Raw genomic sequence first — 26,417 nt, forward strand, 5'->3', positions numbered from 1 at the left:
TATTACTAATTGATAGTATTACTTTTATATTTGAATCTTGTAATAATTAATTGAATGGATATGGACCGATTGATGCAGTCTTTGCGAATAGGAATAAATGAAAAAATCTATGTAAAGGATCCAGAATCTTCCGATTTGGGTAAAAGGATCGTGGAGCAAAGCATCCTGATGATAAATGAAATGGGCTTTGAGAGTTTCACTTTCAGAAAGCTTGGTAACCGTATCGGCTCCAACGAAAGTTCCATTTATAGATATTTTGAGAACAAGCACAAGCTGTTGTTGTATCTTACCTCATGGTATTGGGGATGGTTGGAATATAAAATGGTCTTCGCCACCAATGGCATAGCCAACAAGGTTGAAAAGCTTAAAAAGGCCGTGGAGATTCTTACACAAACCGTAGAAAAAGATAACTCCTTCTCCCATATTGATGAGATAAAGCTCAATGAAATTGTAATCAATGAATATTCCAAGTCCTATCTCACCAAAGAGGTGGACCAAGAAAATAAGGAAGGTTATTTCGAAATCTATAAAAGACTGGTCCAACGCCTAAGTGAGATGATTGTGGATGTAGATGGGGAATACCCATATCCATCCAGTCTTGCAAGCTCTATATTGGAAGGTTCGCTGCATCAATATTTTTTGAAAGAGCATTTTCCCATGCTTACAAATTGTGACGACAAAGTTACCCCAACACAGTATATTGCAGACTTGGTTTCCAGAACCCTTAACACGGCATAAATGGCAAAAAATATACTTACCGCATGGCAACGCCTTATGGGATTGCTTGCCTTGGACAAGAAAGACATTTTACAAATATTTTACTACGCCATTTTCGCCGGCTTGGTAAACCTATCCCTGCCTTTGGGAATTCAGGCCATCATTAACCTGATTCAGGGTGCACAGGTTAGCACTTCATGGATTGTTTTGGTAATCTTTGTGACCCTGGGAGTTGCCTTTGTGGGAGGGCTTCAGTTGATGCAGATACGCATCATTGAAAATGTACAGCAGAAGATATTTACGAGGTCTTCCTTTGAGTTCGCCTATCGTTTTCCAAAAATCAAGATGAGCCAATTGCGAAACTATTATCCGCCCGAGTTGGCCAACCGTTTTTTTGATACCTTGACCATTCAGAAGGGGCTCTCAAAGATTTTGATAGACTTTCCGGCAGCGCTCTTGCAAATTATTTTCGGACTGTTGCTTTTATCCTTCTATCACCCATTTTTCATCATCTACGGGCTGTTGTTGCTCTTATTGATTTATGTCGTCTTTAAGTTTACCGCCCAAAGAGGACTGGAAACAAGCTTGGAAGAGTCTAAAAACAAATATAAAGTGGCCCATTGGATTCAGGAGGTGGCAAGGTCGATTGTAAGTTTTAAATTATCGGGAAAAACATCCCATGCCATTGATAAGAACGATACCTTGGTGGCGGACTATTTAGATGCCAGGGAAAGCCACTTTAAAGTTTTGGTGCTCCAATTCATCCAAATGATAGGGTTCAAGGTATTGGTCACTGCAGGATTATTGCTTATAGGTGGACTTTTGGTACTGAATCAAGAAATGAACATCGGTCAGTTCGTTGCGGCAGAGATCATCATACTTTTGGTTATCAGCTCCGTTGAAAAATTAATACTCGGATTGGAAACCTTTTACGATTTGCTCACTTCCCTTGAAAAGTTGGGTCAGGTCGTTGATAAAGAACTAGAGCCACAGGAAGGAGAAAAGCCATTTGCAGAGGACCAAGGATTCACGGTGGAACTTAAAGACGTGGTTTATAATGTTCCGGACAGGGAAAAAAGAATAATTGATAACGTTTCCTTGACCATAACGCCGACCTGTGTTATTCTGTTGAATGGCCCAAGTGGTTCAGGAAAATCCACCCTGCTTAGGCTTATTGCGGGCATATTGGAGCCCGACAGCGGAAAAGTATTTGTAAACAATGTAGCATTACAGGGATTAAATCTGAATTATTATCGGGCTCATTTAGGTCAGTCCTTAACAGAAGAATCACCTTTTGAGGGGACCATTTTAGACAACATTACCTTTGGCAACAAAAACATATCCAAAGAAGATATATACTGGGCTTTGGAGAATACCGGATTGACACAATTTGTAAAAGAACAACCACAAGGACTCAACACCATGTTGTATCCTGAGGGGAAACAAATACCCTACACCATTGCCAAGAAAATAGTATTGGCAAGAAGTGTGGTCAACAGACCAAAAATGTTGATTTTAAAAGATCCGTTGGATCAATTTGGAGAGAAGGAATCAGAAAGAATCATCAAGTTCCTTACCGACCCGGCCAATGGTTGGGCCCTGGTAATCGTGAGCGACAATCCAAAATGGGAGCAACGCTGCAGCAGGATTATTACCATGGAAGATGGAAGATTGATAAACGAAAGATAAAAGACCATGCTCAACATAACAGATAATAAGTTAAACCAAAAGGTGGACATTACCGGATACAAAGCGGGCCAGAAAGTATTTCATGCACGCCACTATAAGCACTTTAACCGATTTCTGGCGGCTTTTTCCATTATCATGCTCATTGTCCTTTTCTTACCTTGGACCCAGACTATCTCTGGAAAAGGATACCTGACCACCTTGACACCGGACCAAAGGCCACAAACCATACAGTCCCCCATTCCAGGACGTATAGAGAAGTGGTATGTACGCGAAGGTGACTTTGTAGAGAAAGGAGATACCATACTGCACATTTCCGAGGTAAAAAGTGAATACTTCGACCCCAATTTGGTGCAACGAACCGGACAGCAGATTAAAGCAAAGTCTATGGCCGTAAACTCATATCAGGGAAAGGTAAAAGCACTGGAAATGCAAATAGGAGCACTCACTAGGGAGCGTGGATTGAAATTGGAGCAGGCCAAGAACAAGCTCATGCAATCAAAGCTTAAAGTGGAGAGCGATAGTATTGATCTTGAGGCCGCAAACACAAATATAACCATTGCCCAGAGGCAGTATGACCGTGTGGTTCAGTTGGAAAAGGAAGGTCTTAAGGCTGTGACCGATGTGGAAGAAAAAAGGTTGAAACTACAGGAGACCCAAGCAAAGCTGATTTCTCAGCAGAACAAGTTGTTGGCCAGCAAGAATGAGGTAATTAATGCCAGGGTAGAAATCAACCGAGTGCAGGCGGAATACACGGACAAAATTTCAAAGGCACAGAGCGAAATGTTCACAGCCCAATCCAACCAGTTCGATTCGGAGGCCCAAGTGACCAAGTTGGAAAATGAATATACTAACTATGAAATGAGGAACAATTTGATGTACATACGTGCACCTCAGAGTGGTTTCATTAACAAGGCCATTCAATCGGGTTTAGGAGAAACCTTTAAAGAAGGAGATCGACTTGTGGGGATAATGCCATCCAAATATGACATGGCGGTGGAAACCTTTGTGGAGCCTATCGACCTACCTCTGGTGCACATAGGCGAAGAGGTTCGAATCCAGTTTGATGGATGGCCCGCGATTATTTTCAGTGGTTGGCCCAATGTATCCTACGGTACTTTTGGCGGAAAAGTGGTGGCCATAGAAACGTTCATAAGTGATAACGGTAAATATCGTATACTTTTGGCCCCAAACGAGGAAGAGGCTCCTTGGCCGAAAGACTTGAGAGTGGGCTCTGGGGCAAATACCATGGCCTTGTTGGAAGATGTGCCCATTTGGTTCGAATTGTGGCGACAGCTTAATGGCTTCCCACCCAATTATTATCAACCCGAAAACACGACAGCCGATGTCAAAAAGAAGTAGAAGAATACTTTCCTTGTACATTCTATTTTTCACGGTGTCTCTCCAGCTTTCTGCTCAGCAGGACACGTTGGTGCTCACCTTTAAGGAGTATTTGGGCTATGTGAAAAAGTATCACCCCGTTGCCAAGCAGGCCCAATTGACCATTGCGGTAGGCCAGGCCAATCTTATGCGGGCTAGGGGAGGCTTTGACCCAAAGGTAGAGGTGGACTATGAGCGAAAAGAATTTAAAGGCACGGAATATTGGGATAGATTGAATACCACATTCAAAATACCCACCTGGTTTGGTATCGAACTCAAAGGTAACCTGGAACAAAACGAAGGAACCTTTATAAATCCCGATGAGACCGTTCCGGTAGATGGACTTTACAGTGCAGGGGTGTCCATGTCGCTGGCTCAAGGATTTTGGATAAACGAAAGAATGGCCACCTTACGTAAGGCCAAGTTTTTTAGGGAGCAATCCAAGGCTGACCAAGATTTGCTTGTAAACAAAGTGCTCTACAATGCCTCACTTGCCTATTTTGACTGGTTAAGAGCCTATCGTGATGCGGAGGTATACCAAGACTTCTTGCGGAATGCTGAAGTTCGGTTTCAGGGAGTCAAGAGTAGTGCTTTAGCTGGGGACATTGCCATTATTGATACGGTTGAGGCAAAAATAGCGGTACAGAACAGAGCGCTTGGCTTGGAACAAGCTAAGGTAAAGTTGATGAAAAAGTCTTTGGCACTCTCTAACTTTCTATGGATCAATGATGTTCCTGTTGAATTACAGGAAAATGTGATTCCCAATTTGGAATCAGAGGGAGAAATAGATACCACACTGGAAATAATGGGTAAGCCATTGGACAGCTTTACATTGGAAAACCACCCGAAAATAAGGTCCTTGGAATTTAAGATTGATGGTCTGGTTGTCGACAGACGATTAAAGGCCAACAAACTCCTTCCCAAATTGGATGTGGAGTATAATTTTTTGACTGAGACCCCCGAATTGGCCAATTCTTTGGTCACTGACAACTTTAAAGGAGGCTTGACCTTTCGTTTTCCCTTGTTCTTGAGAAAGGAAAGGGGTGATCTTAAATTGGCAAAGTTCAAATTGCGGGATGCGGAATACGAACGAGATAATGCCCAGGTTGAAATACAGAACAAAGTAATCGCCATTTATCGGGAGTTGGATTCTTACACTATCCAAAACATGTTGATAGCCAATATCGTAAGGGATTATGGCACCTTATTACAGGCCGAGGAAAGGAAGTTCAGTTTTGGAGAAAGCTCCCTATTCTTGATAAATTCCAGGGAAAGCAAGCTTATCGACGCCTTTTTAAAGAGGAACGAGATGCAAAACAAATTTTTTGAGGCCAAGGCACAACTTTTTAGAAGCTTGGCAATAAATCCGCAAAACCTATAGACCATGCTACAAAAACTAAAAAAAGGTAAGAGGTCTGTATCATCAAAATTAATCCTTAAGGACACAGGTTTTATAATTTTGGGAATAGGTTCGGCTGCTTTTGGCTTAGAAAGCTTTTTGCTGCCAAATCGATTTATTGATGGTGGGGCCACAGGGGTATCCCTACTTATAACTGAAATTTTGGGATGGCCGCTTTGGTTATTGATCATTCTGGTCAACCTTCCCTTTTTGGTTTTGGGTTACCAAACCATAGGTCGGTCGTTTACCATAAAGGCCATTTTGGCCATACTGGGCCTGGCCGCTACCCTGGCATTGGTGACTTTTCCAGAAGTAACGCAGGATAAACTGTTGGTAGCCGTATTTGGTGGCTTCTTTTTGGGTGCAGGTATTGGTCTTTCCATTCGGGGAGGTAGTGTATTGGATGGTACAGAGGTACTAGCCATTTTTTTGAGCAGAAAGTTTTCTTTAAAGATTGGGGATGTCATCATTTTGATAAACGTTGTCATATTTCTAGCAGCAGCCTATCTTCTTTCCATAGAAGCTGCACTTTATTCCATGCTCACCTATTTATCGGCCTCGAGAACACTGGATTTTGTCATAGATGGTATAGAGGAGTACACCGGAGTTACCATTATTTCAAAAAGCAGTGATGAGATCCGTCACATGATTTCTGAAGAAATGGGTAGGGGTTTGACAATATACAAGGCCAAGGGAGGTTATGGCAAGGATGGAATCCATAACGAATACGATGTAATTTATACGGTGATTACTAGACTGGAAATACGAAAACTTAATATTGAAGTCAACAAAATAGACCCCAAAGCCTTCGTAGTCATGAACAGCATCAACGACACCCGAGGGGGAATGGTAAAGAAACGGTTTATGGACAAACCCGCTTCATGAACAAATCATAATGCTCCAGATGACTTACCAAGCTGTAAGGATTCCATTGAAGATGCAACAAAGAAGGCACAAAGTTATAACACCCCATTTCAAAATATTAATTGAGTTATGGAATTATTAAAGGGTAAAACTATGGCCAGTAAACAAGAACTTGTACAAAATGCAACCAAACGAAGTATGGTGTATAAGGAATATAAAAAGCTGGTTCAAAGGTTGGCAGAAGAATCAAAAACTACGGGATTTGTTCAATCCGAAGCTAATATCAACTACACCCAACTCAATAATCGTCGCATGGGCAGATGGGACAAAACGTTAAAGATTTCCAATGAAACAGCGAAAAAAATCACCAAAATAGATTCCAAGCTTTTATTCCTTGTTCTTACTGAAAGTTGGTGTGGTGATGCTGCCCCAAGTTTGCCTGTCATGAATAAAATAGCTGAGCTAAACCCCAATATTGAGTTGAAAGTTGTACTTAGGGATGAAAATCTGGAATTAATGGATGCTTTTCTGACCCGGGGTGCTAGGTCGATACCAAAACTCATTATCCTCGACAAGGAAAAGGAAAAAATATTGGGAGAATGGGGTCCTAGGCCAAGTATAGCCACTCAAATGGCAGCGGAGTATAAACAAAAACATGGAAAGTTATCTCCAGAATTCAAGAAGGACCTTCAAGTGTGGTACAATAAGGATAAGGGAAAAAATATTCTAGAAGACCTGGTGGCTTTACTTACTTTGAAATAAATAGGTAATGGTACCAATTTGAGAAGCCTTTGAATCGCTGCTGAAACGTGCCTTTAGCGCATAGGCAATGGCATTGTCCACCAAACAACCATTACTGGTACCCGAACTTTTATCGTTAAAATCCGCTTCCGTGACAAATCCGTTGGAATCCACCTTAATATTGATAACAACTTTGCCTCCCTCAATACAGGTATAGATTGGGGGCGGTAAGTGGTAGGCGTTTCTGTCTATCAAAGAATAGGAAATAGAGGTACGCCTATCTTTTAAATAGTCGGTGAATTCTTCCTTTTGAGCTTCACGATCCCCCAACTGTTGTTTTCTCTCATCACGTTGGGCCGCCAATTGTTTCAGCTGTTCCGAGAAGTCAGAATCTCCTGAAGGTTCCCCATCTTCGCTGTTCAATTCCCTTTCTTCCATCAGTTCCTCCAGGGTTTTCAGCGGTTCGGGATTACCAATGGTGGGCTTGGCAGTTTCGTTAAGGGCCATATGGCTTTTAATGGGGTCGTTTTGGGCCAGTTCTTCCAAACGCTTTTCTTCTTCCTCCAACAATTTCTGGATGTCCTCATCGGCCAGACTCATTTCAATAACATATTCATCCTCCTTAATGCCACCCAAGTGAATGTTAAACAATAACAAAACAACGATGGACATGGAGAAGAAGGTTATTATGAATGATAACTGACTTCTGTTGAGGTTCATGGTTCTAGTATAACCGTTTTTTTACCAAAATATTTTATTTTATCGGCACCCACAATTCATTTTTGTAGAGCAATTTAACGTTTTTCAAGAGAGGTTTTCCCTGAAAACATGGGGAGTGCTAGCATTATTTACGTTGAAATCGCCTATTTTGGTTCTTCGCAAGGACGATAAATGGGCTCCTGAGCCTAAGGCCTTTCCAAAATCATGGGCCAAGGAACGGATGTAGGTTCCCTTGCTGCAAACTACCCTAAAATCTACCTCAGGAAGTTCAATACGGGTAATTTCAAACTCAAATATTTCTATTTGGCGAGGTTTTACTTCCACTTGTTTTCCTGCTCTGGCCAGTTCATACAATCGTTTTCCATCTTTCTTCAATGCAGAAAATATGGGCGGAATTTGCTCAATTATTCCTATGAATTGGCTAGTAGTACTTATTATCTTTTCATCTGTCAAATGTTCTATAGGATAGGTTTGGTCCACCTCAGTTTCCAAATCATAGGAGGGTGTGGAGGCACCTAAAGTGAATGTTCCGGTATATTCCTTTACCTGCCCTTGAAATTCTGGGATTTTTTTTGTGAATTTCCCTGTACAGATAATTAAAAGCCCCGTAGCAAGAGGATCCAAAGTTCCGGCATGTCCAATTTTTATTTTCTTAAGCCCAAACTTCTTGCGGATGGCCCATTTTAAGGCATTCACCGCTTGAAAGGAGCTCCATTCCAAGGGTTTGTCGATCAAGAGAATTTGACCGTTTAAAAAGTCGTCTTTGGTTTTAGGTGTGGTCATCGTTTCATGGACACATTTTATTTGAAAACCTTATTCATTACCAAATTGACATAGGTATTGGTTTCCATTGGAAAATCAACTTTACCCAACAATTTATAACCATGTTTTTCATAGAATTTTATCGCTTTCAAATTATTTTCCCAGACCTCTAGATTTAGCTCTTTATATCCTTTGAGCCTAGTTATTTCCTCTACTTTTTGCATGAGATGGCCCGCTACACCTGTTCGATGAAACCTTTCAAGAACATATAATTTCCCCAATTCCGGTGTAGCAATCTTTCTAATCGGACACTCACTATTATAAATAATTTCAGCTATGCCGATTGGGTTGCCATTGCAATGGCAGACTAATAAATTATCAGGGTTTTCTTTTATTTTTTCTTCAATTTTTTCTTTGGAAAATTTTTCTTCGATAAAGTTGGCAAATTCAAAAGTTATCCCCTCAATGGCATAAGCTTGAATATAGACTGTTTTTAGAAGGATAGAAATTCTCAGTGAGTCGCTAAGTCTGGCTTTGTCTAAGCTAAGGTTGTCCATACTTAATAATTATCCCCAAATGCTCCAAGCTATGGCAATTAGTCCAACGATAAGGCAATAGATTGCAAAATAGCTAAGCTTGCTCTGGCGAACCAATTTTATCATCCAGGTACAGGCAGCGAGACCAGCAGTAAACGCAGCCAAAAAGCCAGCTCCCATTGCTATAGCTTGTTCCCCGACAAAATTTACTTCACCTCCCAAAAGGTCCTTGGCCATTTTCCCAAGAATCAATGGCACCACCATCAAGAAAGAAAACCGTGCTGATTTGGTCTTGTCCACCCCCAAAAGAACGGCAGCAGAAATAGTAGCACCACTGCGTGAGATACCCGGCAATATGGCAACGGCCTGCGCCAAACCAATTATAAAGGCACCGTTGTAAGAGACCCCTTTGTCCGTTGTCTTTGACAAATCGGCCAAATAGAGTAAAACGGCGGTGATGATGAGCATAATGCCCACGATAATAATGGCGCCATCAAAAAAGACCTCCAAAAAATCTTCCAGAAAAAAGCCAACCAAGGCCGCGGGAATCATAGAGATGACAATTTTGAGCGAAAATTGGGTTTCTTCATTCCATGAGAACTGAAAAAGTCCTCTAAAAATTTCCGCCACATCTTTTCGAAAAACAATTAGTGTGCTCAAAGCGGTGGCAAAGTGGAGTACTACTGTAAACAACAGACTCTCTTCAGGGAGTGCCTGTGCACCCAAAATGGCTTTGCCCAACTCCAAGTGACCACTGGAGGATACAGGCAAAAACTCGGTCAACCCCTGGATGATTCCAAGGATGATAGCATCAATGATGTCCAAACTATTTTTTGTTTTTGTTCGGGTTCAACAAAATGGCATAGACTTGAATCCCCAAGCCTATCAATACCAATGTAGGGGCCAATCGAATTCTCCTAAAATTGTAGATGTCGGGATTGAATACATTGGGGTCGTCACTGCCACCGCCGCTCATCAATATGAATCCCAAGACAATAAAGGCCAAACCTATGAAAAGGAAAATGTAGTTCTTCCTTTGAAAGGTAAATTCCACCTTAGGTTTTTGGACTTGCTTATTTTTCTTGCTCATGCCGCAAAGTTAATAATAAAGATCGTCGGTCCTTAAATTTAGGAATCGTTGCGTGGCAAAATGGGTGCTTGCCCATGATATGATGACGCCAAGACCAAATACTACAACAAACAGGGCAATGAGCAACAAATAGTCTTGAAAGAGTTGCAATTCCGGAAAGTTTTGATCTACATAATACAGCAAAACGCCTAAGGCGATAAGGGCGAGCCCGGCGCCCAACATGCCCAGTTTAATGTTGGTCCAAATAAAGGGTCTTCGGATAAACTTTTTGGTGGCGCCCACCATTTGCATGGTCTTGATGATAAATCGCTTGGAATAAATGGAAAGCCGAATGGAACTGTTTATCAACAGAACGGCAATAACAGTGAATATGGCACTCGCAATCAAAATCCAAAGACTGATTTTTTGAACGTTGTCACTGAGCAATTCAATGAGCGGTTCGTCATAACTGACTTCGTCCACATAGGTTTTTGAGGAAATGTTGTTGGCAATTTCCGCAACTTGGTCCGGGGAGACAAAATCGGCCTTTAAGTTCACATCTATGGAATTTTTTAGCGGATTGTAGCCCAAAAACTCCACAAAGTTTTCCCCAATATCCTCACTGTACTGTTCTGCAGCGTCCTCTTTGGAAATATATTCGGCCGACTTGGTATATTCGGCCAAAACGAGACTTTTTTGCAACTGATCGATTTCCACCGGTTTGGCGTTGTCCTTTAAATAGACTGAAATGGTGATTTGCTCCTTAAAATGATCGGCCAATTTTTTGGTGTTGAGAACCAAAAGCCCTAAAACACCCAACAAGAACAGCACAAGTGCGATGCTCAAAACCACAGAAAAGTAGGAGGAAATCAACTTTCTACGTTGATATCGTTCAATATATTGACTCATATAGTGGAATCAGTATGTAAAAATAGAAAAGTAAATTGTATTTAGGGGATTAAAGCTATTTTTGCACTCGAAAATGAAAGTGAATAGCATGAACTACGATTTCCGTAAGATTGAAGCCAAGTGGCAGGAATATTGGGCAAAGCACGAAACCTTTAAGGCGTCCAACAATTCTGACAAACCGAAATTTTATGCACTGTCCATGTTTCCTTATCCTTCAGGGGCAGGCTTGCATGTGGGTCACCCGCTGGGCTACATTGCCACGGACATCTATTCACGCTACAAAAGGCACAAAGGATTCAATGTGCTGCACCCGATGGGCTACGACTCCTTTGGATTACCCGCGGAGCAATATGCCATCCAAACTGGACAACATCCGGCCATTACCACTGAAAACAACATCAAAAGGTATCGGGAGCAGTTGGACCAATTGGGTTTTTCCTTTGATTGGAGCCGTGAGGTACGAACTTCCAATCCCCAATACTACAAATGGACGCAATGGATTTTTATTCAATTGTTCAATTCATGGTACAATAAGAAATCTGACAAAGCGGAGGACATTGTTGATTTAGTTGCTCTATTTGAAAAAGAAGGCAATGTAATTGTTGAAGCAGTTTGTGATGAGGATACTCCTATTTTCACTGCAGACGAATGGGCCAGTTTTTCAGAAAAGACCAAACAAGAAATTTTACTGAAATATAGATTGACGTATCTGGCGGATACCGAAGTTAACTGGTGTCCCGCATTGGGCACCGTATTGGCCAACGATGAAATCGTAAACGGCGTTTCGGAACGTGGCGGGCATCCTGTTATCCGAAAAAAAATGACCCAATGGAGCATGCGCATCACCGCTTATGCCCAACGCTTGCTGGATGGATTGGACAAAATCGATTGGCCACAGCCCTTGAAAGACTCCCAGACCAATTGGATCGGTCGCTCCGAAGGAGCGTCTGTGACTTTCAATGTCATTTCGAGCGATAGCGAGAAATCTCAAGACACCATTGAAGTCTTCACCACCCGCCCCGATACCATTTTCGGTGCAAGTTTCATGACCTTGGCCCCCGAACACGACTTGGTGCCAAAAATCACGACCGAGGCCCAAAAAGCAGAGGTGGAAGCCTATGTGGAGGCCACGGCAAAACGTTCTGAGCGCGACCGCATGGCAGATATCAAAACTATTTCCGGGGTTTTCACCGGAGCCTATGCAGAGCATCCGTTTACCAAGGAACCTGTTCCCATTTGGATTGGCGATTATGTCCTTGCCAGCTATGGAACCGGAGCGGTAATGGCCGTGCCGTGTGGGGATCAACGGGACTACGATTTTGCAAAGCATTACAACATTCCCATTCCCAACATTTTTGAGGGAGTGGATATCTCCGAAGAGGCTTTTGCCGATAAGGCCAATACCGTTATTGCCAATTCTGACTTTTTGAATGGACTTTCCTATAAAGAGGCCACCAAAAAAGTGATTGCGGAATTGGAAAGGATAGGCCATGGGCAAGGAAAAGTGAACTACCGATTGCGTGATGCCGTTTTTAGCCGTCAGCGGTATTGGGGGGAACCCTTTCCAGTCTATTATGCGGATGGGATGCCACAAATGATTGACGAGGAACACTTGCCGTTGGAACTTCCCGAAGTGGAAAAATACCTCCCCACCGAAACGGGCGAGCCGCCCTTGGGCAATGCTACGCACTGGGCCTGGGACCGCCTCAAGGCGGAAGTAGTCAGTAATGACCTCATTGATCATGTTAACGTGTTCCCACTGGAGTTGAACACCATGCCGGGTTGGGCGGGAAGCTCCCAATACTTTAATCGCTACATGGATCCACGGAACGATGAGGCTATTTTCTCCAAAGAGGCGATTGGCTATTGGCAGGATGTGGACCTATATATTGGCGGTAGCGAACACGCTACGGGCCACTTGTTGTATTCCCGTTTTTGGCAAAAGTTTATGTTCGACAAAGGCTATGTGCCCAAGGATGAGTATGCCCAAAAGTTGATCAACCAAGGGATGATTACGGGGTCTAGTGCTTTTGTATTTAGATTGTTATTAGAAGCTCGTCAAGCAGACTCAATATATGACAAAAAAGAAGTTGAAGATTTTTATTCTAAATTACTATCAGGGAACCCTGTTTTGGTATCTAAAAGAATAAGAAATCAATTGGTTCATACTCAAGACTCATTGCCCTTTGATAATTTAAAAATCCGATTAAAGGATTTGTTCTTCAAACTTGAAAATGAGGTTAAATCTAAATTTCCAGAGGCAGAGCTTGTTTCAATTGATTTTGACCGTCGAATCGGAGGCATAGTTCCTATTCATGCAGATGTTTCCTTAGTAAATGCTTCGGACGAACTGGATATCGAAGCCTTCAAGGAATGGCAACCCGAATATAAAGATGCCGAATTCATCCTTGAAGAAGGAAAATACATTGTCGGTCGCGAAATCGAAAAAATGTCCAAATCCAAATATAATGTCGTCAACCCCGATGCCATTTGTGAGGAGTATGGCGCCGATTCATTAAGACTCTACGAAATGTTCCTTGGGCCTTTGGAGCAATCCAAACCTTGGAACACGGCCGGGATAACCGGGGTGCATTCGTTTTTAAAGAAAATGTGGCGCCTTTATGAAACCATTGAGGACGTTGAGCCCAATAAGGATAATCTAAAAACACTGCATAAGACCATTAAAAAAGTGGAGGAAGATATCGAGAACTTCTCGTTCAACACTTCGGTAGCCACTTTTATGATCTGCGTCAATGAATTGACCGCCCAAAAATGTACCAGCAAGGCCATCTTGGAGCCTTTGGCCATTTTGATCTCACCTTACGCCCCCCATATTGCAGAAGAGCTTTGGGAGCTACTGGGTCATGCCGAATCCATCGCCGAGGCCCCATTTCCCAAATTCGAGGCTAACTATTTGGTGGAAAGCAGCAAGGAATACCCCATCTCCTTCAATGGAAAGCTTCGCTTTAAACTGGAACTCCCTTTGGATATGGGCAAGGATGCCATTGAGGCTGCGGTTATGGCCCATGAAAAGACCCAGGAGCAATTGCAAGGACGCACTCCCAAGAAGGTTATTGTGGTTCCCGGTAAAATCGTCAACATCGTAGGGTAAACAAGAAGAAATTCTTCTCGAATAATGTCATCTTGAGCGCAGCTGAAAGGTGACTGGTGTATACAAAACAATCATTTAAGTTTCTACCTTTAGAGCTTAAACGATTTTCCATGGACACTATTGAAATCCTTGGGTTGGTTGCCGCCAGCCTTACCACCTCTGCTTTTGTTCCCCAAGTATACAAGGCTTTAAAGCACAAATCCACTGCTGATGTTTCCCTGACCATGTACATTGTACTATTGGTTGGCCTAATTCTTTGGGTATTCTATGGGGTGTACCATAACAGTCTGAGCATCATATTGGCCAATGTGATCACGGGTATTTTGGCCTTGACCATGTTGATACTGAAATTGAAACACAAGTAAATCACATTAAAACCGAGGGGTCTGGTTAAAATATTTTATATTATTTTCATATTACCCCCTAATCTTATAGGGTATAATTTCAAAAACTTGTCTTTTTAATCATATAACCCCTACTTTTTATCGATTTTATTTCTTCATTTGTTTTTTTTATAACACTTTTGGGGTATTAACCATAAAACAATAACAAAATGGTCGTAGGGGTACCCAAAGAAATCAAAAACAATGAAAGTCGGGTTGGCATGACGCCAGCCGGGGTTTTCGAAATGGTAAAACACAATCATACCGTCTATGTGCAATCTGGAGCGGGTGTCGGCAGTGGTTTTTTTGATAAGGATTACCAAAAAGTGGGGGCTCAAATCTTGGATACCATGGCTGAGGTGTATGCCAAAAGCGATATGATTGTAAAAGTAAAGGAGCCGATCCGTGAAGAATACAACTTGATCAAAGAGGGTCAGATTGTATTCACCTATTTCCATTTTGCTTCCAGCGAAACCTTGACCCAAGCGATGATTGATAGCAAAGCCATTTGCATTGCCTATGAAACGGTAGAAAATGAAGACGGTTCGCTGCCCTTGCTTACACCCATGTCGGAAGTGGCTGGACGTATGGCCATTCAGCAAGGAGCAAAGTATTTGGAAAAACCGGTTAAGGGGAAAGGTGTGCTTTTGGGAGGAGTTCCCGGCGTATCTCCAGGCCGTGTTTTGGTACTTGGGGCCGGCACGGTCGGTGTTCAAGCTGCAAAAATGGCAGCCGGATTGGGCGCCCATGTAACGATTATGGATGTGAACATGAAAAAGCTACGCTATGTAAATGATATCATGCCCAATCACGTAGTAACGGAATTTTCCAATGAACTCAATATCAGAAAACACATCAAATCACACGACCTGATTATTGGGGGAGTACTTTTAAAAGGGGCAAAGGCACCCAACCTGATAACGCGGGACATGCTAAAGGAAATGCATCCCGGGACTGTAATTGTAGATGTTGCAGTGGATCAAGGAGGTTGTGTGGAGACCACCAAACCTACCACACATGAAGACCCCACTTATATTATTGATGATGTGGTGCATTACTGCGTCGCCAATATGCCAGGAGCAGTTCCTTATACCTCTACGGTAGCTTTGACAAATGTAACGCTGCCATATGCACTTAAGCTGGCCAATATGGGTTGGCGAAGTGCCTGTAACCTGGATAAGACGCTTGCCAAAGGATTGAACATCGTGGAAGGCGAAGTGGTTTATAAGGAAATTGTGGAAGCTTTTAAATGGGAGCCGGTTTTGGCCTAACATACATTTTGTCAGTAAACATTGCCCTGCCATATATTGGCGGGGTTTTTGCTTTATTATGGTATATTTATAGTTACAAAAAACAGAAACGTTATGATGACATATTATATATTGATTGGTGGAATTGCATTGATCAGTTGGCTGGTCAGCAGCAGACTAAAAAGCAAGTTCAAACAGTATTCCAAAGTGCACCTACGTAATGGAATGAGTGGGGCCGAGATTGCACAGAAGATGCTGGATGACCATGGAATCCGTGATGTGAAGGTTATTTCCACTGCGGGAATGTTGACGGATCACTACAACCCGAAGAACAAGACCGTAAATTTGAGTGAAGGGGTTTATAGCCAACGCAATGCGGCTGCGGCTGCAGTTGCCGCGCACGAATGTGGTCATGCCGTGCAACATGCACAGGCCTATGAGTGGTTGACCATGCGTTCCAAGCTTGTACCCGTGGTAAGTGTTACTTCAGGAATGTCCACATGGATTGTGTTTGGAGGTATTGCCCTTATGGCAGCTACCGGTGTGGCCGGCGGAATCGGATTTTACATCGCAGTCGCTGGGTTGGCTATGATGGGCATGGCCACCTTGTTCAGTTTTGTCACACTTCCGGTGGAATATGATGCCAGTAAAAGGGCTTTGGTATGGCTGAAACAAAAAAATATGGTGAGCCAACAGGAGTATGCAGGTGCCGAAGATGCCTTAAAATGGGCAGCAAGAACCTATTTGGTTGCCGCGCTGGGTGCACTCGCTTCCCTACTATATTGGGCCTTCCAAGTTTTTGGGGGACGCGATTAAGAAACGTCCATGAATAATAACAACCTGTTTGGGAACTCCTGAACAGGTTTTTTGTTGGTAGAGACAACAATAGTTTTTATGATGCTACAATTTTTGTAGTTTTGCTATTAAAATTGTAGCATATGATAATTCCTAAACCCGGATTACCAGTTAGAGGCTCCAAAACGGGCCAACCCATTATGGCCTTGCTCGATTTATTGGGTAGAAGCTGGGCCATGGGGATTGTATGGCATCTCTACAAGGGACCAAGTACCTTTCGAGAATTACAGGACTATTGCGAATCGATATCCCCGACCACCCTGAACACAAGACTTGGCGAACTCAATAAGTGTCATTTGGTGGAAAGATGCCTGGAAGGTTATGTGCTTACCGAATATGGTAGAGAGTTGTTCGAACTCTTGGAACCCATGGGGAGTTGGGCGCGACATCGTTGGGCAAAAAGTTTTGAAGAAAACGATAGGAAAAAATAGGACAATGAGATACATCAATAAACCGGCAGAGGATGAATATCCTGCCTATTCACATATCTATATGGATTTGTTGGAAGATGATGGCAAAGTGTTGGAGCATCTATGGCAAAATTTCTTGGCAATAAAGGAATATGTCTATGCCCTGCCAGAAGAAAAACTGGCGTACCGATACGCAAAAGATAAATGGACCATCAAGGAGATTTTGGTTCACTTGATTGATGATGAACGCATTTTTGCATACAGGGCGCTTCGCTATGCACGGAATGATGACACACCACTACATGGCTTTGATCAAGACAGCTATACAAGGTTTTCCCGAGCTAATCAGCGCAGTTTGGATAGTATTTTTGAAGAGTATGAATGGGTAAGAAAGTCCACGCTAGCCCTTTTTCAGTACTTGCCCGAGGAAAGTTTTACCAGGGGCGGTGAGGGAATTGATTATGATGGGAGTATTATAAATAGGAGAACAGTTCGGGGTTTGGCGTATCACATTGCAGGACACGAACTACGGCATTTTAATATCATCAAAGAGCGATATATAAACTAAAAAAGGGGCATTCGCCCCTTTTTAAATAAAAAGTCTCTTAGATGCTATTCTTCAATCCAGTTGCCAACTTGGTTATCAATCATCTGAAGTCCTACACCTTCAGTGCCCGTTACTTCAATCATATCCAAGATGTCACGGATGGTGTTTTCTTCTTCAACCTGCTCCAGCACAAACCAATCCAAAAAGCGTTCTGTGGCAACATCTCCAATTTCTCTTGCTTTTTTTACGATATTGTGGATTGCCTTGGTCACAGACACTTCATGTTCCAACGTGCTTTCAAAAACATCTACAATAGATGAATAATCATGATTGATGTTGGTTACTTCTGGGGAAACAGGGCTTCCTCCCGTATCTATCAAAAAGTTGAAAATTTTCATCATGTGTTGGCGTTCTTCCTCCGTTTGTTTGAAGAAAAACTTGGCACTTGTAAAAAAGCCGTTCTGCTCACACCAAGATGCCATTGCCAAATAAATTGCTGAGGCCTTGGCTTCCATTTTTATTTGCGCATTGAGCATATCCATGGACTCCACTTTTATGCTCATACTTTGTCGTGCTATATCTTTCATGGATTTATTTTTTATCAAATTGTTTAACAAAAATACGGAATTTCAAAACGTATAAAAAGTAATCCCTTAGTTTTAGGGTAGTTTAAGATAGGATAAAAATAAGAGAGCAACGGGCCGAGATTAAGCGGGCACCACATTTTTTGCTGCAGCAAGACCAAGGGCCACAAAACCTTGATCAATAAGTTCCTTTAAATCCAAAACTTCCAAGGTATTTAGGATGAATAGATGTTCTTTGTTACAAAGCATTAAAACTTCGAAACCATGTCGGTTCAAGTCGCTGTCAAAATGGTCTTCAATGGAAATATCAAACACTTTTTGCCTTAGTGAAAGTAGTTGGCACAAGGACATTCGGACCGTTTTTTGACCGAAATCCACATAAAAGCAGCGCTCTCCAACAGGCTGATAAAGGGAATAGTATTTTGAGCTATGAACTAACTTCACAAGACAAAAGTAAAGCTTATTTAGATTGAATACAAATATTAAATTTGTATTTGCCTATCAATCTGTTGATTCAAGGAGATAAAGGTTTCGGTCCGGGACACGCCTTCAATTTGTTGTATCTTTTTGTTCAAAACTTGCATAAGGTGTTCGTTATCCCTACATAAAACTTTTATGAGGATGGACCAATTACCAGTAGTGTAATGGCATTCCAATACCTCGGGAATCTTTTCCAACTCTTTTACCGCACTTGGATTGGCCATGGCCTTATCTAAAAATATGCCTATGTATGCCATTGTGGTATAGCCCAACACCCTGGGGTTTATAATGAATTTTGAGCCTGAAAGCAGCCCTGATTTTTCAAGTTTACGGAGCCTTTGGTGGATAGCAGCCCCCGAAATCCCAATGTTTCTGGCAATCTCTAAAATCGGTTTGCGCGCATCGGTCATCAGAAACCTGAGTATTTTTTTGTCTATGCCGTCAATTTTAACGGAATTGTTATTGTTTTTCATCAGATTCCTTCAATATGAAACCTAAAGATAACTAAAAGCCTTTGAATGTTATCCTCCTACATTATCCGGGTTGTATCCCAAATAGGGAACTTCGTACTCTTTAAATTCCATGCCATAGGTTTTTAATTCAGAGAGAATAGGATGATATACTTCAGCGCTTATGGGTATTTGGACCCCGGGTGTCTTTATTTTGCCGTTCAGTATTTGTAGTGTAGCTATGGCCACGGGAAGCCCTACAGTTTTGGACATGGCCGTAAAGGTTCGATTTTCGCCCAATACCACCATATTGGCATCAATCTGTTTCTTTTGACCGTTCATCTCAAAACCGAACTTATGGTACATAACGATCATGTCTTTTTCATCTTCCTGCAAGGTCCAGCTATCCTCTAAAATATACTGGAGCATTTGGGCGGGCGTCGCCTTTTTGAGTGGTATCTTTTTTGTACGATCAAAAATGTTCAAATCCAACAATTTGCCCCAACGAATATCATCTTGGTCGATTTTGAGATAGTGGCGCAGTTTAAGTTCCACCGAATCTGTTGGAGAATAGGGCAAAAACAGATTTACAAATTCCCGGTAGGACATACCTTCGGAATTTTCGATTACGTAGGTGTCATCGGTCATTCCCAAAATAACAAACATGTGCCAAGCTTTGGAAAATCCAACCCGTCGCATGGTTCCTCGGAAAAGGGTCAATGCTTCTTGAAGCCCGTAAGCTTCCCTATATTTTAAAGAATCTCTATTGGCATAGGCTTCGAAAGTGCCGTAACCTTCCACGTCCAAAAATTCAGTTCGTCTAAAAAGCTTTTGATACGGAATGTACTTATAGCTGCCTTCTTGGATGAACTTTGCCGCTCCGCCTTGACCCGCCAATACCACATTTCTTGGGTTCCACGTGAACTTGTAGTTCCACAAATTGGAATCGCTCTCTGGCGCCACCAAGCCTCCTGTAAAAGACTCAAAAAGGAGCATTTTGCCTCCCTTGTCCGTGATGCGGTCTATTACCTCCATGGCGCTCATATGATCGATACCAGGGTCGAGGCCGATTTCATTCATAAATACTAGACCTTTCTTTTTGGCCTCATCATTCAATGCTTCAATTTCTTTGCTTACATAAGATGCTGTGACCAGATGCTTCTCAAACTGGATACAATCCACGGCAATTTTGATATGCAATTTCGGAGGAAGCATCGAAACCACTATTGAGGCCTCTGCAATGGCCTTTTTTCGACTATCATCCTGAAAAATGTCCAGGGCAATTACCTTGCAATTGGGATGTGATGAAAATTGTGTTGGAATATTCTCTGGATGCAGATCTCCGATGGTCAAAAGCAACTGTTCTTCTTCGGATTTATTTAGAAGATAATCCAATAGATAGGAGGTTGATTTTCCAGCGCCAAGAACCAAAATCGTGCGGGCCATAGGTTTTAGTTACTTTTGTTTTAAACGGATACTAAAGTATCAAATTGTTATATTTTTAAAAAAATGAAGGGTTAAAGTTATGAACAAAACAATTTTATTGACTGGAGTAGTCTTTGGGCTTTTAGCTGTTGTTTTTGGAGCTTTTGGCGCCCATGGACTGGAAAAAATGGTGGAACCAGAGGCCATATCTACATTTGAGATAGGTGTACGCTACCAAATGTACCATGCCTTGTTTCTACTATTTATAGGATTATGGACAGGTTTGAAAGCAAATAAAAAGCGGATTGTCTATACTTTAATCGTCTTGGGCATTGCTCTGTTCTCCTTCAGTATTTATGGTCTTGCACTGAACAGTATTATCAAATTTGACTTTAGATCCATCGCTTTTTTGACCCCTATCGGAGGTGTTTTTTTGATTTTTGGCTGGTTTTTTACAGGATACTTCATTTTGACCCAAAAACGTATCAATTAAGCCTTTTGAATTGCCCTAAAAGCATTTATTTTTCTAGCTTTGCACCAAAATAAATAACAAAAAATGAAAGCTTATACACCGGCTTCGAAAACGATTTCGTTACAACCTTATGGAATACAGCACGAAAATGTGCGCTATCAACTTTCACCTGACGAATTGCATGACCTTACGATTGAAGAAGGAATGGGCAAAGAAGCTTTTTCGGGGGCATTGGCCGTAAGTACCGGCGAGTTTACAGGAAGGTCACCCATGGACCGCTTCATAGTCAAGGACAGTATCACCGAGGACAAAATTTGGTGGGGAAAAATCAACATCCCCTTCGAAAGTGAAAAGTTTGATAAATTATACGATAAGGTAATAGCGTACCTCAATGAAAAAGAACTCTACGTTCGGGATTGTTTTGCCTGCGCAGACCCAAATTACAAATTGAATATTAGGGTAGTAAACGAATACCCTTGGTCAAATATGTTCGCGTATAACATGTTTTTGAGGCCCACGGAGGATGAGCTGGAAGCCTTTGAACCCGAATGGACCGTAATCAACGCCCCAGGATTTAAGGCCGATGCTGAAATTGATGGAACCCGTCAGCATAATTTTGCCATTTTAAATTTCACCAAAAAGATTGCGCTAGTAGCTGGCACCGGATATACTGGGGAAATCAAAAAGGGAATTTTCTCCGCATTGAATTTTATTTTACCAGTGGACAAGAATGTTTTGCCCATGCACTGTTCGGCCAATATGGGCGAGGACGGCGATACCGCTTTGTTCTTTGGACTCTCCGGAACAGGAAAAACCACACTTTCCACCGATCCCAACCGTAAATTGATTGGAGATGATGAACACGGTTGGACAGCCAAGAACACCGTTTTTAATTTTGAGGGTGGATGCTACGCAAAAGTCATTGATCTCTCTGAGGAAAAAGAACCAGAAATATATGGTGCTATAAAGAAAGGGGCCATTCTTGAGAATGTGATCATGGATGAACGGGGTGTGGTCGATTACTCGGATACATCCATTACCCAAAATACAAGGGTTAGCTATCCCATTTATCACATTGAAAACATTCAGGAACCTTCCATTGGGGAGAACGTAAAAAATATTTTCTTTCTTACTGCAGATGCCTTTGGCGTTCTGCCCCCCATCTCCAAATTGACACCGTCGCAAGCGGCCTATCACTTCATTTCGGGCTATACGGCAAAGGTAGCAGGTACAGAGGCAGGTGTGATAGAACCACAACCATCTTTTTCTGCTTGTTTTGGAGCTCCCTTTATGCCGTTGCATCCGACAAAATATGCCGAAATGTTGAGCCGTAAAATGAAGGAATCTGGAGTGGACGTTTGGTTAATCAACACAGGGTGGACCGGTGGACCTTATGGCGTGGGCACTCGAATGAAATTAAAATACACAAGAGCCATGATCAGTGCGGCTTTAAATGGAGAGCTCGGACTTTATTCTTATGAAAATTACCATATCCATTCCGTATTTGGGGTGGCTCAACCCAGGGAATGTCCTGGGGTTCCCACAAAAGTGCTCAGTCCAAGGGCTACTTGGAACAACGATGAGGCGTATTATAAAACGGCATTCAAATTGAGCAACGCTTTTAGGGAAAACTTCAAAAAGTTTGAACCCTTTGCCAGTGAAGAAATACGGCGTGGAGGCCCACAGCGCTATGCCTTTTAAAAGAAAAAGCCCGGTTTTGCCGGGCTTTTTCTTTATCTAGTCTTTTTCAATTTATTTATTTACGCTGGTAATATACTTCTGCAACGCCATGGTCATCGAAGGTGTTTCAGGGGTCGGTGCCTGAATGTCGATACGCAGACCTGCATCTGTGGCAGCTTTTACCGTGCTGTTTCCAAAAACTGCGATACGGGTGTCCTTCTGTTCAAAATCCGGAAAATTTTTCAATAAGGATTCAATTCCGGAGGGGCTAAAAAACACTAGCACATCATAATAAACATTCCTTAAATCGGAAAGGTCGCTAATGACCGTTTTATAGAAGATCCCACGTTTCCAATCTATCTTCAAATCATCCAAAGCTTGGGGAACTGAAGGTTTAAGCGTGTCTGAAGATGGCAAAAGGAATTTTTCGTCCTTATACTTTTTGATAAGAGGGATTAAATCAGGGAACGTTCTCTTGCCCACATAAATCTTGCGCTTTCTGTAGACAACATATTTCTGTAGATAATAGGCAACTGCTTCCGACTGACAGAAATACTTCATGGTATCAGGCACCTTAAAACGCATTTCTTCAGCTATTCTGAAAAAATGGTCCACCGAATTTCTACTGGTGAGGACAATGGCCGAAAAGTTGTTCAAATCAATTTTTTGCTGCCTTACATTTTTGGCTTCAACCCCCTCCACGTGTATGAAGGGTCTAAAATCTACCTTTACCTTTTCTTTCTCAATCAATCGGGAGTAGGGAGAATTTTCGATTTTGGGTTCAGGTTGGGAAACCAAAATTGTTTTTACTTTCATAAGCTTTCAATCTTTTAGATAGCTTCCAATTACCACTAGGGGTGCAATTTCGAGTGTGCAAAGGTACAAAATAAAATAGAAAAAATTGGGCAGGAGTGTTTTTTGATGGTTCTTCAACAGCTTGGCAATTCCAATGCCATTAATAAAAACAATCAACAAGATTGTTCCATAAATTACGATTTTTGAGTCTTTTAGAATGTAGATTAGAAGTACATTCCCAGCACAAATAAGTAGGCCGCTATAGTTGAGATAGGAAAATTTGCTGAATATCAATTGCGATATAAGCTGCTGTGTATTGAAAACATAGGCTTTAATTCTTTGCAGGACAAACTTGCCCGTTTGAAAAAGAATCAAAAATCCCAGAATATAGAAGAAAGCACTCTTATCAGCACCAACAGGAGCATTCAACAGCACTTTTTGCGCCAAGAAAACAAAGAGCGACAAATTGATGAGCTGAAATGCGGTCAAAAGGATATGGAACACATTAAAAAATTGCCTTTTCCTATGGTCCAGGGATACATATTTGTCGTTGAAGGGCAGCACAATAAAATTCACAAAACGCGCCTGAAAAAGATACTTTCCAAGCGCTAGCAACAGCAGACTTAAAAAAACGGATAGCGTCATCCAATCCAAAGAAAAATTTGTGCGCTCTATCCAATTCATGGTGCTAAACTAATGGGTTTGCCATTTAGTCCGGGAGGAAGACCGTGTTCCGAAATACCTATCCTGAAATAACCGGGATTTTCCATTTTCGGCAAAGGCAATCTAAAATTAAAGAAAGCAGTGTCTTTTGGTTCCAAAAACTGCTGATATTGCTTTTTAGCTGTTACCTTCAATGGCAGTAATTCTTGAACCTGTTTATGCTTGTTGGAATAGGCCACTGAATATTTCAGAGCATCCAAAGCAATTGCAAAATCATACGGATTATACACTTTCAATATATTCTCTGAACCATTGTTAGTTTGTTCTACAATACATTTCAAGTTGCGGTAAGACTGAAAGTCATCCTTAATAAAACCATTAAAAACGGTACTGTCCAAATGCATGTACCTTAAATCTCCACCTTTCCGGTATTTAGTCACGTATACTACTTTTTTCCCCCGCACCCTTTCCTCTGAATTGTCAATGGAATACTGGTTTTTTCTATACATATAGTTGTTAAGTGAAATCGCGGGAATTCCCGTATAAAATTCATATTTCGGCGCCCGCCGATAGGAATTTTCAAAGATAATAGGTAGGTTTCCGGCCTTTGATTTGAGTTCGGCGACCCACTTTTTGTTGCCATGTGTTTCGTAGATGACAGGGGGAAACAAAGGTTGATAAATCAACCATGCCCTTGCGTACAAAAGCAACACCAGACTCACGAGACCAACCCGATACATCAATTTCCTGCTTTTGGCATTCTCAAGCAAATGATTAAAAGCTATAACAATCAAGGGAATGGAAATTACAATGGCCCACTGGGCCTGCACCCTTCTGTTGAAACTGGATATAAAAAAGAAAATCAGCACTCCATAGATCAAATAAACCATTGCCTTCGAGAACTGATCTTTCACTTTAAAACGAAACAACGATGCATAAACCCAGTAAAAAAGTAACCCAATAATCACTATGAGGTTAAGAAAATAACCCAACGTAAAACCTTCAAAGGAATAGGGCTGGTTGGGCCGCTCATATATGTGGAATTGAATGGAGATAAAATCATGCTGGCACAACCAAAAAAAGTGCGGCAAATAGCAAACCAATGCCAAAACCAAAGCCAACCAAGCTTTCTTTTGGGTGATGAGTTTAATATTGGAAACAAACACAAACAAAATCACCAAAACAGCATGGTATTTGCTATACATCAATGCCGCCATCACCAGTCCCAGCAACACGGTCACCCACAGCGAAGGATTTTGCAGGTATCGTTTGTACAGCAGTAAAAAGAGCGCCGTAAAGAATAGCAATGGAGTATCGGGCAATGTCAAAAAACCATAGGCGTTCATAAGTGTAAAGGAAAACACCAATAAGAAAAAATGGATGACATAGTCCTTCTTCTTGGGATTGTCGATCAGCAACCATAAAACAAAATAGGTCACTACCGAAAGCACGCAACTCATAAAACGCACCCCAAGCTCTCCATTAAAAAACCAACTACCGATCCAAATCAAGAACGCCACCATTGGAGGATGGTCAAAATAGCCCCAATCCAAATTTTGGGCGTAGTACCAATAATAGGCCTCATCGTAAATGAGTTCGGTAAAATGACTCTGAATCAGATTGAGGACAAAAAGCACAGCGGATAGAATGAGAAATAGCCGGGGAAATTTTTGGATCATCAATCTGGATTTACAATGGCCCAAAGTTACAAATATTGACCAACTGCGAATCAATCAAAATGTGCAAACCGGTTATACAACAAACCAGAAAACCGTATTTTTACGCTCTAATCTTGTGCGAATGGCAGACGGCTTGGTCATCATACCCACCTATAATGAGATAGAAAACATTGAGGCCATCATAAAAACGGTTTTCGACCTTAAAAAAGATTTTCACATCTTGATCGTGGATGATAATTCTCCCGATGGAACCGCAAATGTCGTAAAGAAGTTGCAAGAGCAATTTCCTGAAAGACTTTTTTTAGAGGTCCGAGAGGAAAAATCCGGTTTGGGAACTGCCTATATCCATGGTTTTAAATGGGCACTTAAAAGGGGCTATGACTACATTTTTGAAATGGATGCCGACTTTTCCCATCGACCTGCGGATTTAATACGCTTGCACCGTGCCTGTCTCAATGGTGCCGATGTGGCAGTGGGCTCCAGGTACAAAAAAGGAGTGAACGTGGTCAATTGGCCACTGTTCAGAATTTTACTGTCCTATGGCGCTTCATTCTATGTGAAGATCATCACAGGAATGAAAGTTCATGACCCGACGGCAGGCTTTGTTTGTTATAAGCGGGAAGTGCTGGAAAATATCAACTTGGATAATGTCCGATTTATCGGGTATGCTTTCCAAATTGAGATGAAATACAGAGCTTATCTAAAAAAATATAAGATAGAGGAGGTTTCCATCATTTTTACCGATAGGGTAAATGGAAAGTCCAAAATGAATTCAGCGATTATTAGGGAAGCCATTTTTGGAGTGATCGTCATGAAATTGAGAAGCATATTCTACAGAAAAAAATTTTGA

At 41.8% G+C, this 26,417-nt stretch carries 28 protein-coding genes; 15 read left to right on the forward strand and 13 right to left on the reverse strand.

All coding sequences use genetic code 11. The features are described 5' to 3' along the window. Positions 1-60: 60 nt before the first annotated feature. From GTQ34_RS08765 to GTQ34_RS08790, 6 genes are all read left to right on the forward strand, one after another. Positions 61-738: a TetR/AcrR family transcriptional regulator gene (locus tag GTQ34_RS08765; RefSeq protein WP_166523667.1), complete on the forward strand. Its 678-nt coding sequence runs from the start codon at positions 61-63 to the stop codon at positions 736-738. Further along, positions 739-2,406 carry a peptidase domain-containing ABC transporter gene (locus tag GTQ34_RS08770; RefSeq protein ID WP_166523395.1) on the forward strand — a complete coding sequence of 556 codons (1,668 nt, stop codon included), beginning with the start codon at positions 739-741 and terminating at the stop codon, positions 2,404-2,406. A gap of 6 nt (positions 2,407-2,412) precedes the next feature. Then, the gene (locus GTQ34_RS08775) at positions 2,413-3,765 is read left to right on the forward strand and encodes an HlyD family secretion protein (RefSeq protein WP_166523396.1); all 1,353 of its coding nucleotides are present in this window, start codon (positions 2,413-2,415) and stop codon (positions 3,763-3,765) included. Beyond that, positions 3,749-5,164 carry a TolC family protein gene (locus tag GTQ34_RS08780; protein ID WP_166523397.1) on the forward strand — a complete coding sequence of 472 codons (1,416 nt, stop codon included), beginning with the start codon at positions 3,749-3,751 and terminating at the stop codon, positions 5,162-5,164. Before GTQ34_RS08775 ends, GTQ34_RS08780 begins: the two co-directional genes overlap by 17 nt. A gap of 3 nt (positions 5,165-5,167) precedes the next feature. Beyond that, positions 5,168-6,067 (forward strand): YitT family protein, encoded by a 900-nt coding sequence (locus tag GTQ34_RS08785; RefSeq protein ID WP_166523398.1) that lies wholly within the window; start codon positions 5,168-5,170, stop codon positions 6,065-6,067. 108 nt (positions 6,068-6,175) lie between these two features. Next, positions 6,176-6,808, forward strand: a complete 633-nt coding sequence (locus GTQ34_RS08790; protein ID WP_166523399.1) for a thioredoxin family protein — start codon at positions 6,176-6,178, stop codon at positions 6,806-6,808. Here GTQ34_RS08790 and GTQ34_RS08795 read toward each other — a convergent pair. The 6 genes from GTQ34_RS08795 to GTQ34_RS08820 all read right to left on the reverse strand — a co-directional run bounded on the left by GTQ34_RS08795 (position 6,791) and on the right by GTQ34_RS08820 (position 10,783). Then, entirely contained in the window at positions 6,791-7,507 is a 717-nt protein-coding gene (locus GTQ34_RS08795) for a hypothetical protein (RefSeq protein WP_166523400.1), read from the reverse strand. The genes GTQ34_RS08790 and GTQ34_RS08795 overlap by 18 nt on opposite strands. Before the next feature lie 84 nt (positions 7,508-7,591). Next, on the reverse strand, positions 7,592-8,290 hold the full coding sequence (truB, locus tag GTQ34_RS08800) for a tRNA pseudouridine(55) synthase TruB (RefSeq protein WP_166523401.1): 699 nt from the start codon (positions 8,288-8,290) through the stop codon (positions 7,592-7,594). A 17-nt stretch (positions 8,291-8,307) separates the two neighbouring features. Further along, positions 8,308-8,826 carry a GNAT family N-acetyltransferase gene (locus GTQ34_RS08805; protein ID WP_166523402.1) on the reverse strand — a complete coding sequence of 173 codons (519 nt, stop codon included), beginning with the start codon at positions 8,824-8,826 and terminating at the stop codon, positions 8,308-8,310. A 9-nt stretch (positions 8,827-8,835) separates the two neighbouring features. Next, positions 8,836-9,630, reverse strand: a complete 795-nt coding sequence (locus tag GTQ34_RS08810; protein ID WP_166523403.1) for an undecaprenyl-diphosphate phosphatase — start codon at positions 9,628-9,630, stop codon at positions 8,836-8,838. Between the two features lies 1 nt (position 9,631). Then, on the reverse strand, positions 9,632-9,895 hold the full coding sequence (locus tag GTQ34_RS08815) for a DUF3098 domain-containing protein (protein ID WP_166523404.1): 264 nt from the start codon (positions 9,893-9,895) through the stop codon (positions 9,632-9,634). A gap of 9 nt (positions 9,896-9,904) precedes the next feature. After that, complete coding sequence (locus GTQ34_RS08820; protein ID WP_166523405.1) at positions 9,905-10,783, reverse strand: cell division protein FtsX; 879 nt, start codon at positions 10,781-10,783, stop codon at positions 9,905-9,907. Positions 10,784-10,871: 88 nt separating this feature from the next. Between GTQ34_RS08820 and GTQ34_RS08825 the strand changes: the two genes are divergently transcribed. From GTQ34_RS08825 to GTQ34_RS08850, 6 genes are all read left to right on the forward strand, one after another. Then, a complete protein-coding gene (locus GTQ34_RS08825; protein ID WP_166523406.1) occupies positions 10,872-13,895 on the forward strand; it encodes a leucine--tRNA ligase in 3,024 nt (1,007 codons plus the stop codon). A 110-nt stretch (positions 13,896-14,005) separates the two neighbouring features. Beyond that, the gene (locus GTQ34_RS08830) at positions 14,006-14,260 is read left to right on the forward strand and encodes a SemiSWEET family sugar transporter (protein ID WP_166523407.1); all 255 of its coding nucleotides are present in this window, start codon (positions 14,006-14,008) and stop codon (positions 14,258-14,260) included. A gap of 188 nt (positions 14,261-14,448) precedes the next feature. Further along, complete coding sequence (ald, locus tag GTQ34_RS08835) at positions 14,449-15,549, forward strand: alanine dehydrogenase (RefSeq protein WP_166523408.1); 1,101 nt, start codon at positions 14,449-14,451, stop codon at positions 15,547-15,549. A gap of 93 nt (positions 15,550-15,642) precedes the next feature. Beyond that, on the forward strand, positions 15,643-16,344 hold the full coding sequence (locus GTQ34_RS08840) for a zinc metallopeptidase (RefSeq protein WP_166523409.1): 702 nt from the start codon (positions 15,643-15,645) through the stop codon (positions 16,342-16,344). 122 nt (positions 16,345-16,466) lie between these two features. Beyond that, positions 16,467-16,814, forward strand: a complete 348-nt coding sequence (locus GTQ34_RS08845; RefSeq protein WP_166523410.1) for a winged helix-turn-helix transcriptional regulator — start codon at positions 16,467-16,469, stop codon at positions 16,812-16,814. A gap of 4 nt (positions 16,815-16,818) precedes the next feature. Then, the gene (locus GTQ34_RS08850) at positions 16,819-17,361 is read left to right on the forward strand and encodes a DinB family protein (protein ID WP_166523411.1); all 543 of its coding nucleotides are present in this window, start codon (positions 16,819-16,821) and stop codon (positions 17,359-17,361) included. A gap of 44 nt (positions 17,362-17,405) precedes the next feature. On the opposite strand, the gene GTQ34_RS08855 is transcribed toward GTQ34_RS08850, so the two are convergent. The 4 genes from GTQ34_RS08855 to GTQ34_RS08870 all read right to left on the reverse strand — a co-directional run bounded on the left by GTQ34_RS08855 (position 17,406) and on the right by GTQ34_RS08870 (position 20,299). Beyond that, positions 17,406-17,927: a ferritin gene (locus tag GTQ34_RS08855; protein WP_166523412.1), complete on the reverse strand. Its 522-nt coding sequence runs from the start codon at positions 17,925-17,927 to the stop codon at positions 17,406-17,408. Positions 17,928-18,047: 120 nt separating this feature from the next. Then, positions 18,048-18,368, reverse strand: coding sequence for a hypothetical protein (locus GTQ34_RS08860; protein ID WP_166523413.1), 321 nt, complete (start codon positions 18,366-18,368; stop codon positions 18,048-18,050). Between the two features lie 38 nt (positions 18,369-18,406). Further along, positions 18,407-18,877, reverse strand: coding sequence for an Lrp/AsnC ligand binding domain-containing protein (locus GTQ34_RS08865; protein WP_166523414.1), 471 nt, complete (start codon positions 18,875-18,877; stop codon positions 18,407-18,409). Between the two features lie 48 nt (positions 18,878-18,925). Beyond that, positions 18,926-20,299 (reverse strand): saccharopine dehydrogenase family protein, encoded by a 1,374-nt coding sequence (locus GTQ34_RS08870; RefSeq protein ID WP_166523415.1) that lies wholly within the window; start codon positions 20,297-20,299, stop codon positions 18,926-18,928. A gap of 79 nt (positions 20,300-20,378) precedes the next feature. Between GTQ34_RS08870 and GTQ34_RS08875 the strand changes: the two genes are divergently transcribed. Together GTQ34_RS08875 and pckA are read left to right on the forward strand one after the other, a co-directional pair. After that, positions 20,379-20,771, forward strand: a complete 393-nt coding sequence (locus GTQ34_RS08875; RefSeq protein WP_166523416.1) for a DUF423 domain-containing protein — start codon at positions 20,379-20,381, stop codon at positions 20,769-20,771. Between the two features lie 63 nt (positions 20,772-20,834). Next, positions 20,835-22,451, forward strand: coding sequence for a phosphoenolpyruvate carboxykinase (ATP) (pckA, locus tag GTQ34_RS08880; protein ID WP_166523417.1), 1,617 nt, complete (start codon positions 20,835-20,837; stop codon positions 22,449-22,451). 51 nt (positions 22,452-22,502) lie between these two features. Here the strand turns inward: pckA and GTQ34_RS08885 are convergent, their stop codons facing one another. The 3 genes from GTQ34_RS08885 to GTQ34_RS08895 are packed head-to-tail and all read right to left on the reverse strand — an operon-like array spanning position 22,503 to position 25,567. Continuing rightward, positions 22,503-23,246 carry a uroporphyrinogen-III synthase gene (locus GTQ34_RS08885; protein WP_166523418.1) on the reverse strand — a complete coding sequence of 248 codons (744 nt, stop codon included), beginning with the start codon at positions 23,244-23,246 and terminating at the stop codon, positions 22,503-22,505. 6 nt (positions 23,247-23,252) lie between these two features. After that, positions 23,253-23,870 (reverse strand): DUF4271 domain-containing protein, encoded by a 618-nt coding sequence (locus GTQ34_RS08890; RefSeq protein WP_235914997.1) that lies wholly within the window; start codon positions 23,868-23,870, stop codon positions 23,253-23,255. A 35-nt stretch (positions 23,871-23,905) separates the two neighbouring features. Then, entirely contained in the window at positions 23,906-25,567 is a 1,662-nt protein-coding gene (locus GTQ34_RS08895; RefSeq protein ID WP_166523420.1) for an ArnT family glycosyltransferase, read from the reverse strand. Positions 25,568-25,688: 121 nt separating this feature from the next. On the opposite strand from GTQ34_RS08895, the gene GTQ34_RS08900 reads away from it, so the two are divergent. Then, positions 25,689-26,417 carry a polyprenol monophosphomannose synthase gene (locus tag GTQ34_RS08900; RefSeq protein WP_166523421.1) on the forward strand — a complete coding sequence of 243 codons (729 nt, stop codon included), beginning with the start codon at positions 25,689-25,691 and terminating at the stop codon, positions 26,415-26,417.

The sequence above is a fragment of the Flagellimonas ochracea genome (assembly GCF_009903685.1).
GTDB classification, from domain to species: Bacteria; Bacteroidota; Bacteroidia; order Flavobacteriales; family Flavobacteriaceae; genus Flagellimonas; species Flagellimonas ochracea.

Bases quoted from the DNA above. Each gene is read 5' to 3' on its own strand.
- GTQ34_RS08765 (WP_166523667.1), top strand. From the start codon at position 61: ATGGACCGATTGATGCAGTCTTTGCGAATAGGAATAAATGAAAAAATC.
- GTQ34_RS08770 (WP_166523395.1), top strand. From the start codon at position 739: ATGGCAAAAAATATACTTACCGCATGGCAACGCCTTATGGGATTGCTT.
- GTQ34_RS08775 (WP_166523396.1), top strand. From the start codon at position 2,413: ATGCTCAACATAACAGATAATAAGTTAAACCAAAAGGTGGACATTACC.
- GTQ34_RS08780 (WP_166523397.1), top strand. From the start codon at position 3,749: ATGTCAAAAAGAAGTAGAAGAATACTTTCCTTGTACATTCTATTTTTC.
- GTQ34_RS08785 (WP_166523398.1), top strand. From the start codon at position 5,168: ATGCTACAAAAACTAAAAAAAGGTAAGAGGTCTGTATCATCAAAATTA.
- GTQ34_RS08790 (WP_166523399.1), top strand. From the start codon at position 6,176: ATGGAATTATTAAAGGGTAAAACTATGGCCAGTAAACAAGAACTTGTA.
- GTQ34_RS08795 (WP_166523400.1), bottom strand. From the start codon at position 7,507: ATGAACCTCAACAGAAGTCAGTTATCATTCATAATAACCTTCTTCTCC.
- truB (WP_166523401.1), bottom strand. From the start codon at position 8,290: ATGACCACACCTAAAACCAAAGACGACTTTTTAAACGGTCAAATTCTC.
- GTQ34_RS08805 (WP_166523402.1), bottom strand. From the start codon at position 8,826: ATGGACAACCTTAGCTTAGACAAAGCCAGACTTAGCGACTCACTGAGA.
- GTQ34_RS08815 (WP_166523404.1), bottom strand. From the start codon at position 9,895: ATGAGCAAGAAAAATAAGCAAGTCCAAAAACCTAAGGTGGAATTTACC.
- GTQ34_RS08820 (WP_166523405.1), bottom strand. From the start codon at position 10,783: ATGAGTCAATATATTGAACGATATCAACGTAGAAAGTTGATTTCCTCC.
- GTQ34_RS08825 (WP_166523406.1), top strand. From the start codon at position 10,872: ATGAACTACGATTTCCGTAAGATTGAAGCCAAGTGGCAGGAATATTGG.
- GTQ34_RS08830 (WP_166523407.1), top strand. From the start codon at position 14,006: ATGGACACTATTGAAATCCTTGGGTTGGTTGCCGCCAGCCTTACCACC.
- ald (WP_166523408.1), top strand. From the start codon at position 14,449: ATGGTCGTAGGGGTACCCAAAGAAATCAAAAACAATGAAAGTCGGGTT.
- GTQ34_RS08840 (WP_166523409.1), top strand. From the start codon at position 15,643: ATGATGACATATTATATATTGATTGGTGGAATTGCATTGATCAGTTGG.
- GTQ34_RS08845 (WP_166523410.1), top strand. From the start codon at position 16,467: ATGATAATTCCTAAACCCGGATTACCAGTTAGAGGCTCCAAAACGGGC.
- GTQ34_RS08850 (WP_166523411.1), top strand. From the start codon at position 16,819: ATGAGATACATCAATAAACCGGCAGAGGATGAATATCCTGCCTATTCA.
- GTQ34_RS08855 (WP_166523412.1), bottom strand. From the start codon at position 17,927: ATGAAAGATATAGCACGACAAAGTATGAGCATAAAAGTGGAGTCCATG.
- GTQ34_RS08865 (WP_166523414.1), bottom strand. From the start codon at position 18,877: ATGAAAAACAATAACAATTCCGTTAAAATTGACGGCATAGACAAAAAA.
- GTQ34_RS08870 (WP_166523415.1), bottom strand. From the start codon at position 20,299: ATGGCCCGCACGATTTTGGTTCTTGGCGCTGGAAAATCAACCTCCTAT.
- GTQ34_RS08875 (WP_166523416.1), top strand. From the start codon at position 20,379: ATGAACAAAACAATTTTATTGACTGGAGTAGTCTTTGGGCTTTTAGCT.
- pckA (WP_166523417.1), top strand. From the start codon at position 20,835: ATGAAAGCTTATACACCGGCTTCGAAAACGATTTCGTTACAACCTTAT.
- GTQ34_RS08885 (WP_166523418.1), bottom strand. From the start codon at position 23,246: ATGAAAGTAAAAACAATTTTGGTTTCCCAACCTGAACCCAAAATCGAA.
- GTQ34_RS08890 (WP_235914997.1), bottom strand. From the start codon at position 23,870: ATGACGCTATCCGTTTTTTTAAGTCTGCTGTTGCTAGCGCTTGGAAAG.
- GTQ34_RS08895 (WP_166523420.1), bottom strand. From the start codon at position 25,567: ATGATCCAAAAATTTCCCCGGCTATTTCTCATTCTATCCGCTGTGCTT.
- GTQ34_RS08900 (WP_166523421.1), top strand. From the start codon at position 25,689: ATGGCAGACGGCTTGGTCATCATACCCACCTATAATGAGATAGAAAAC.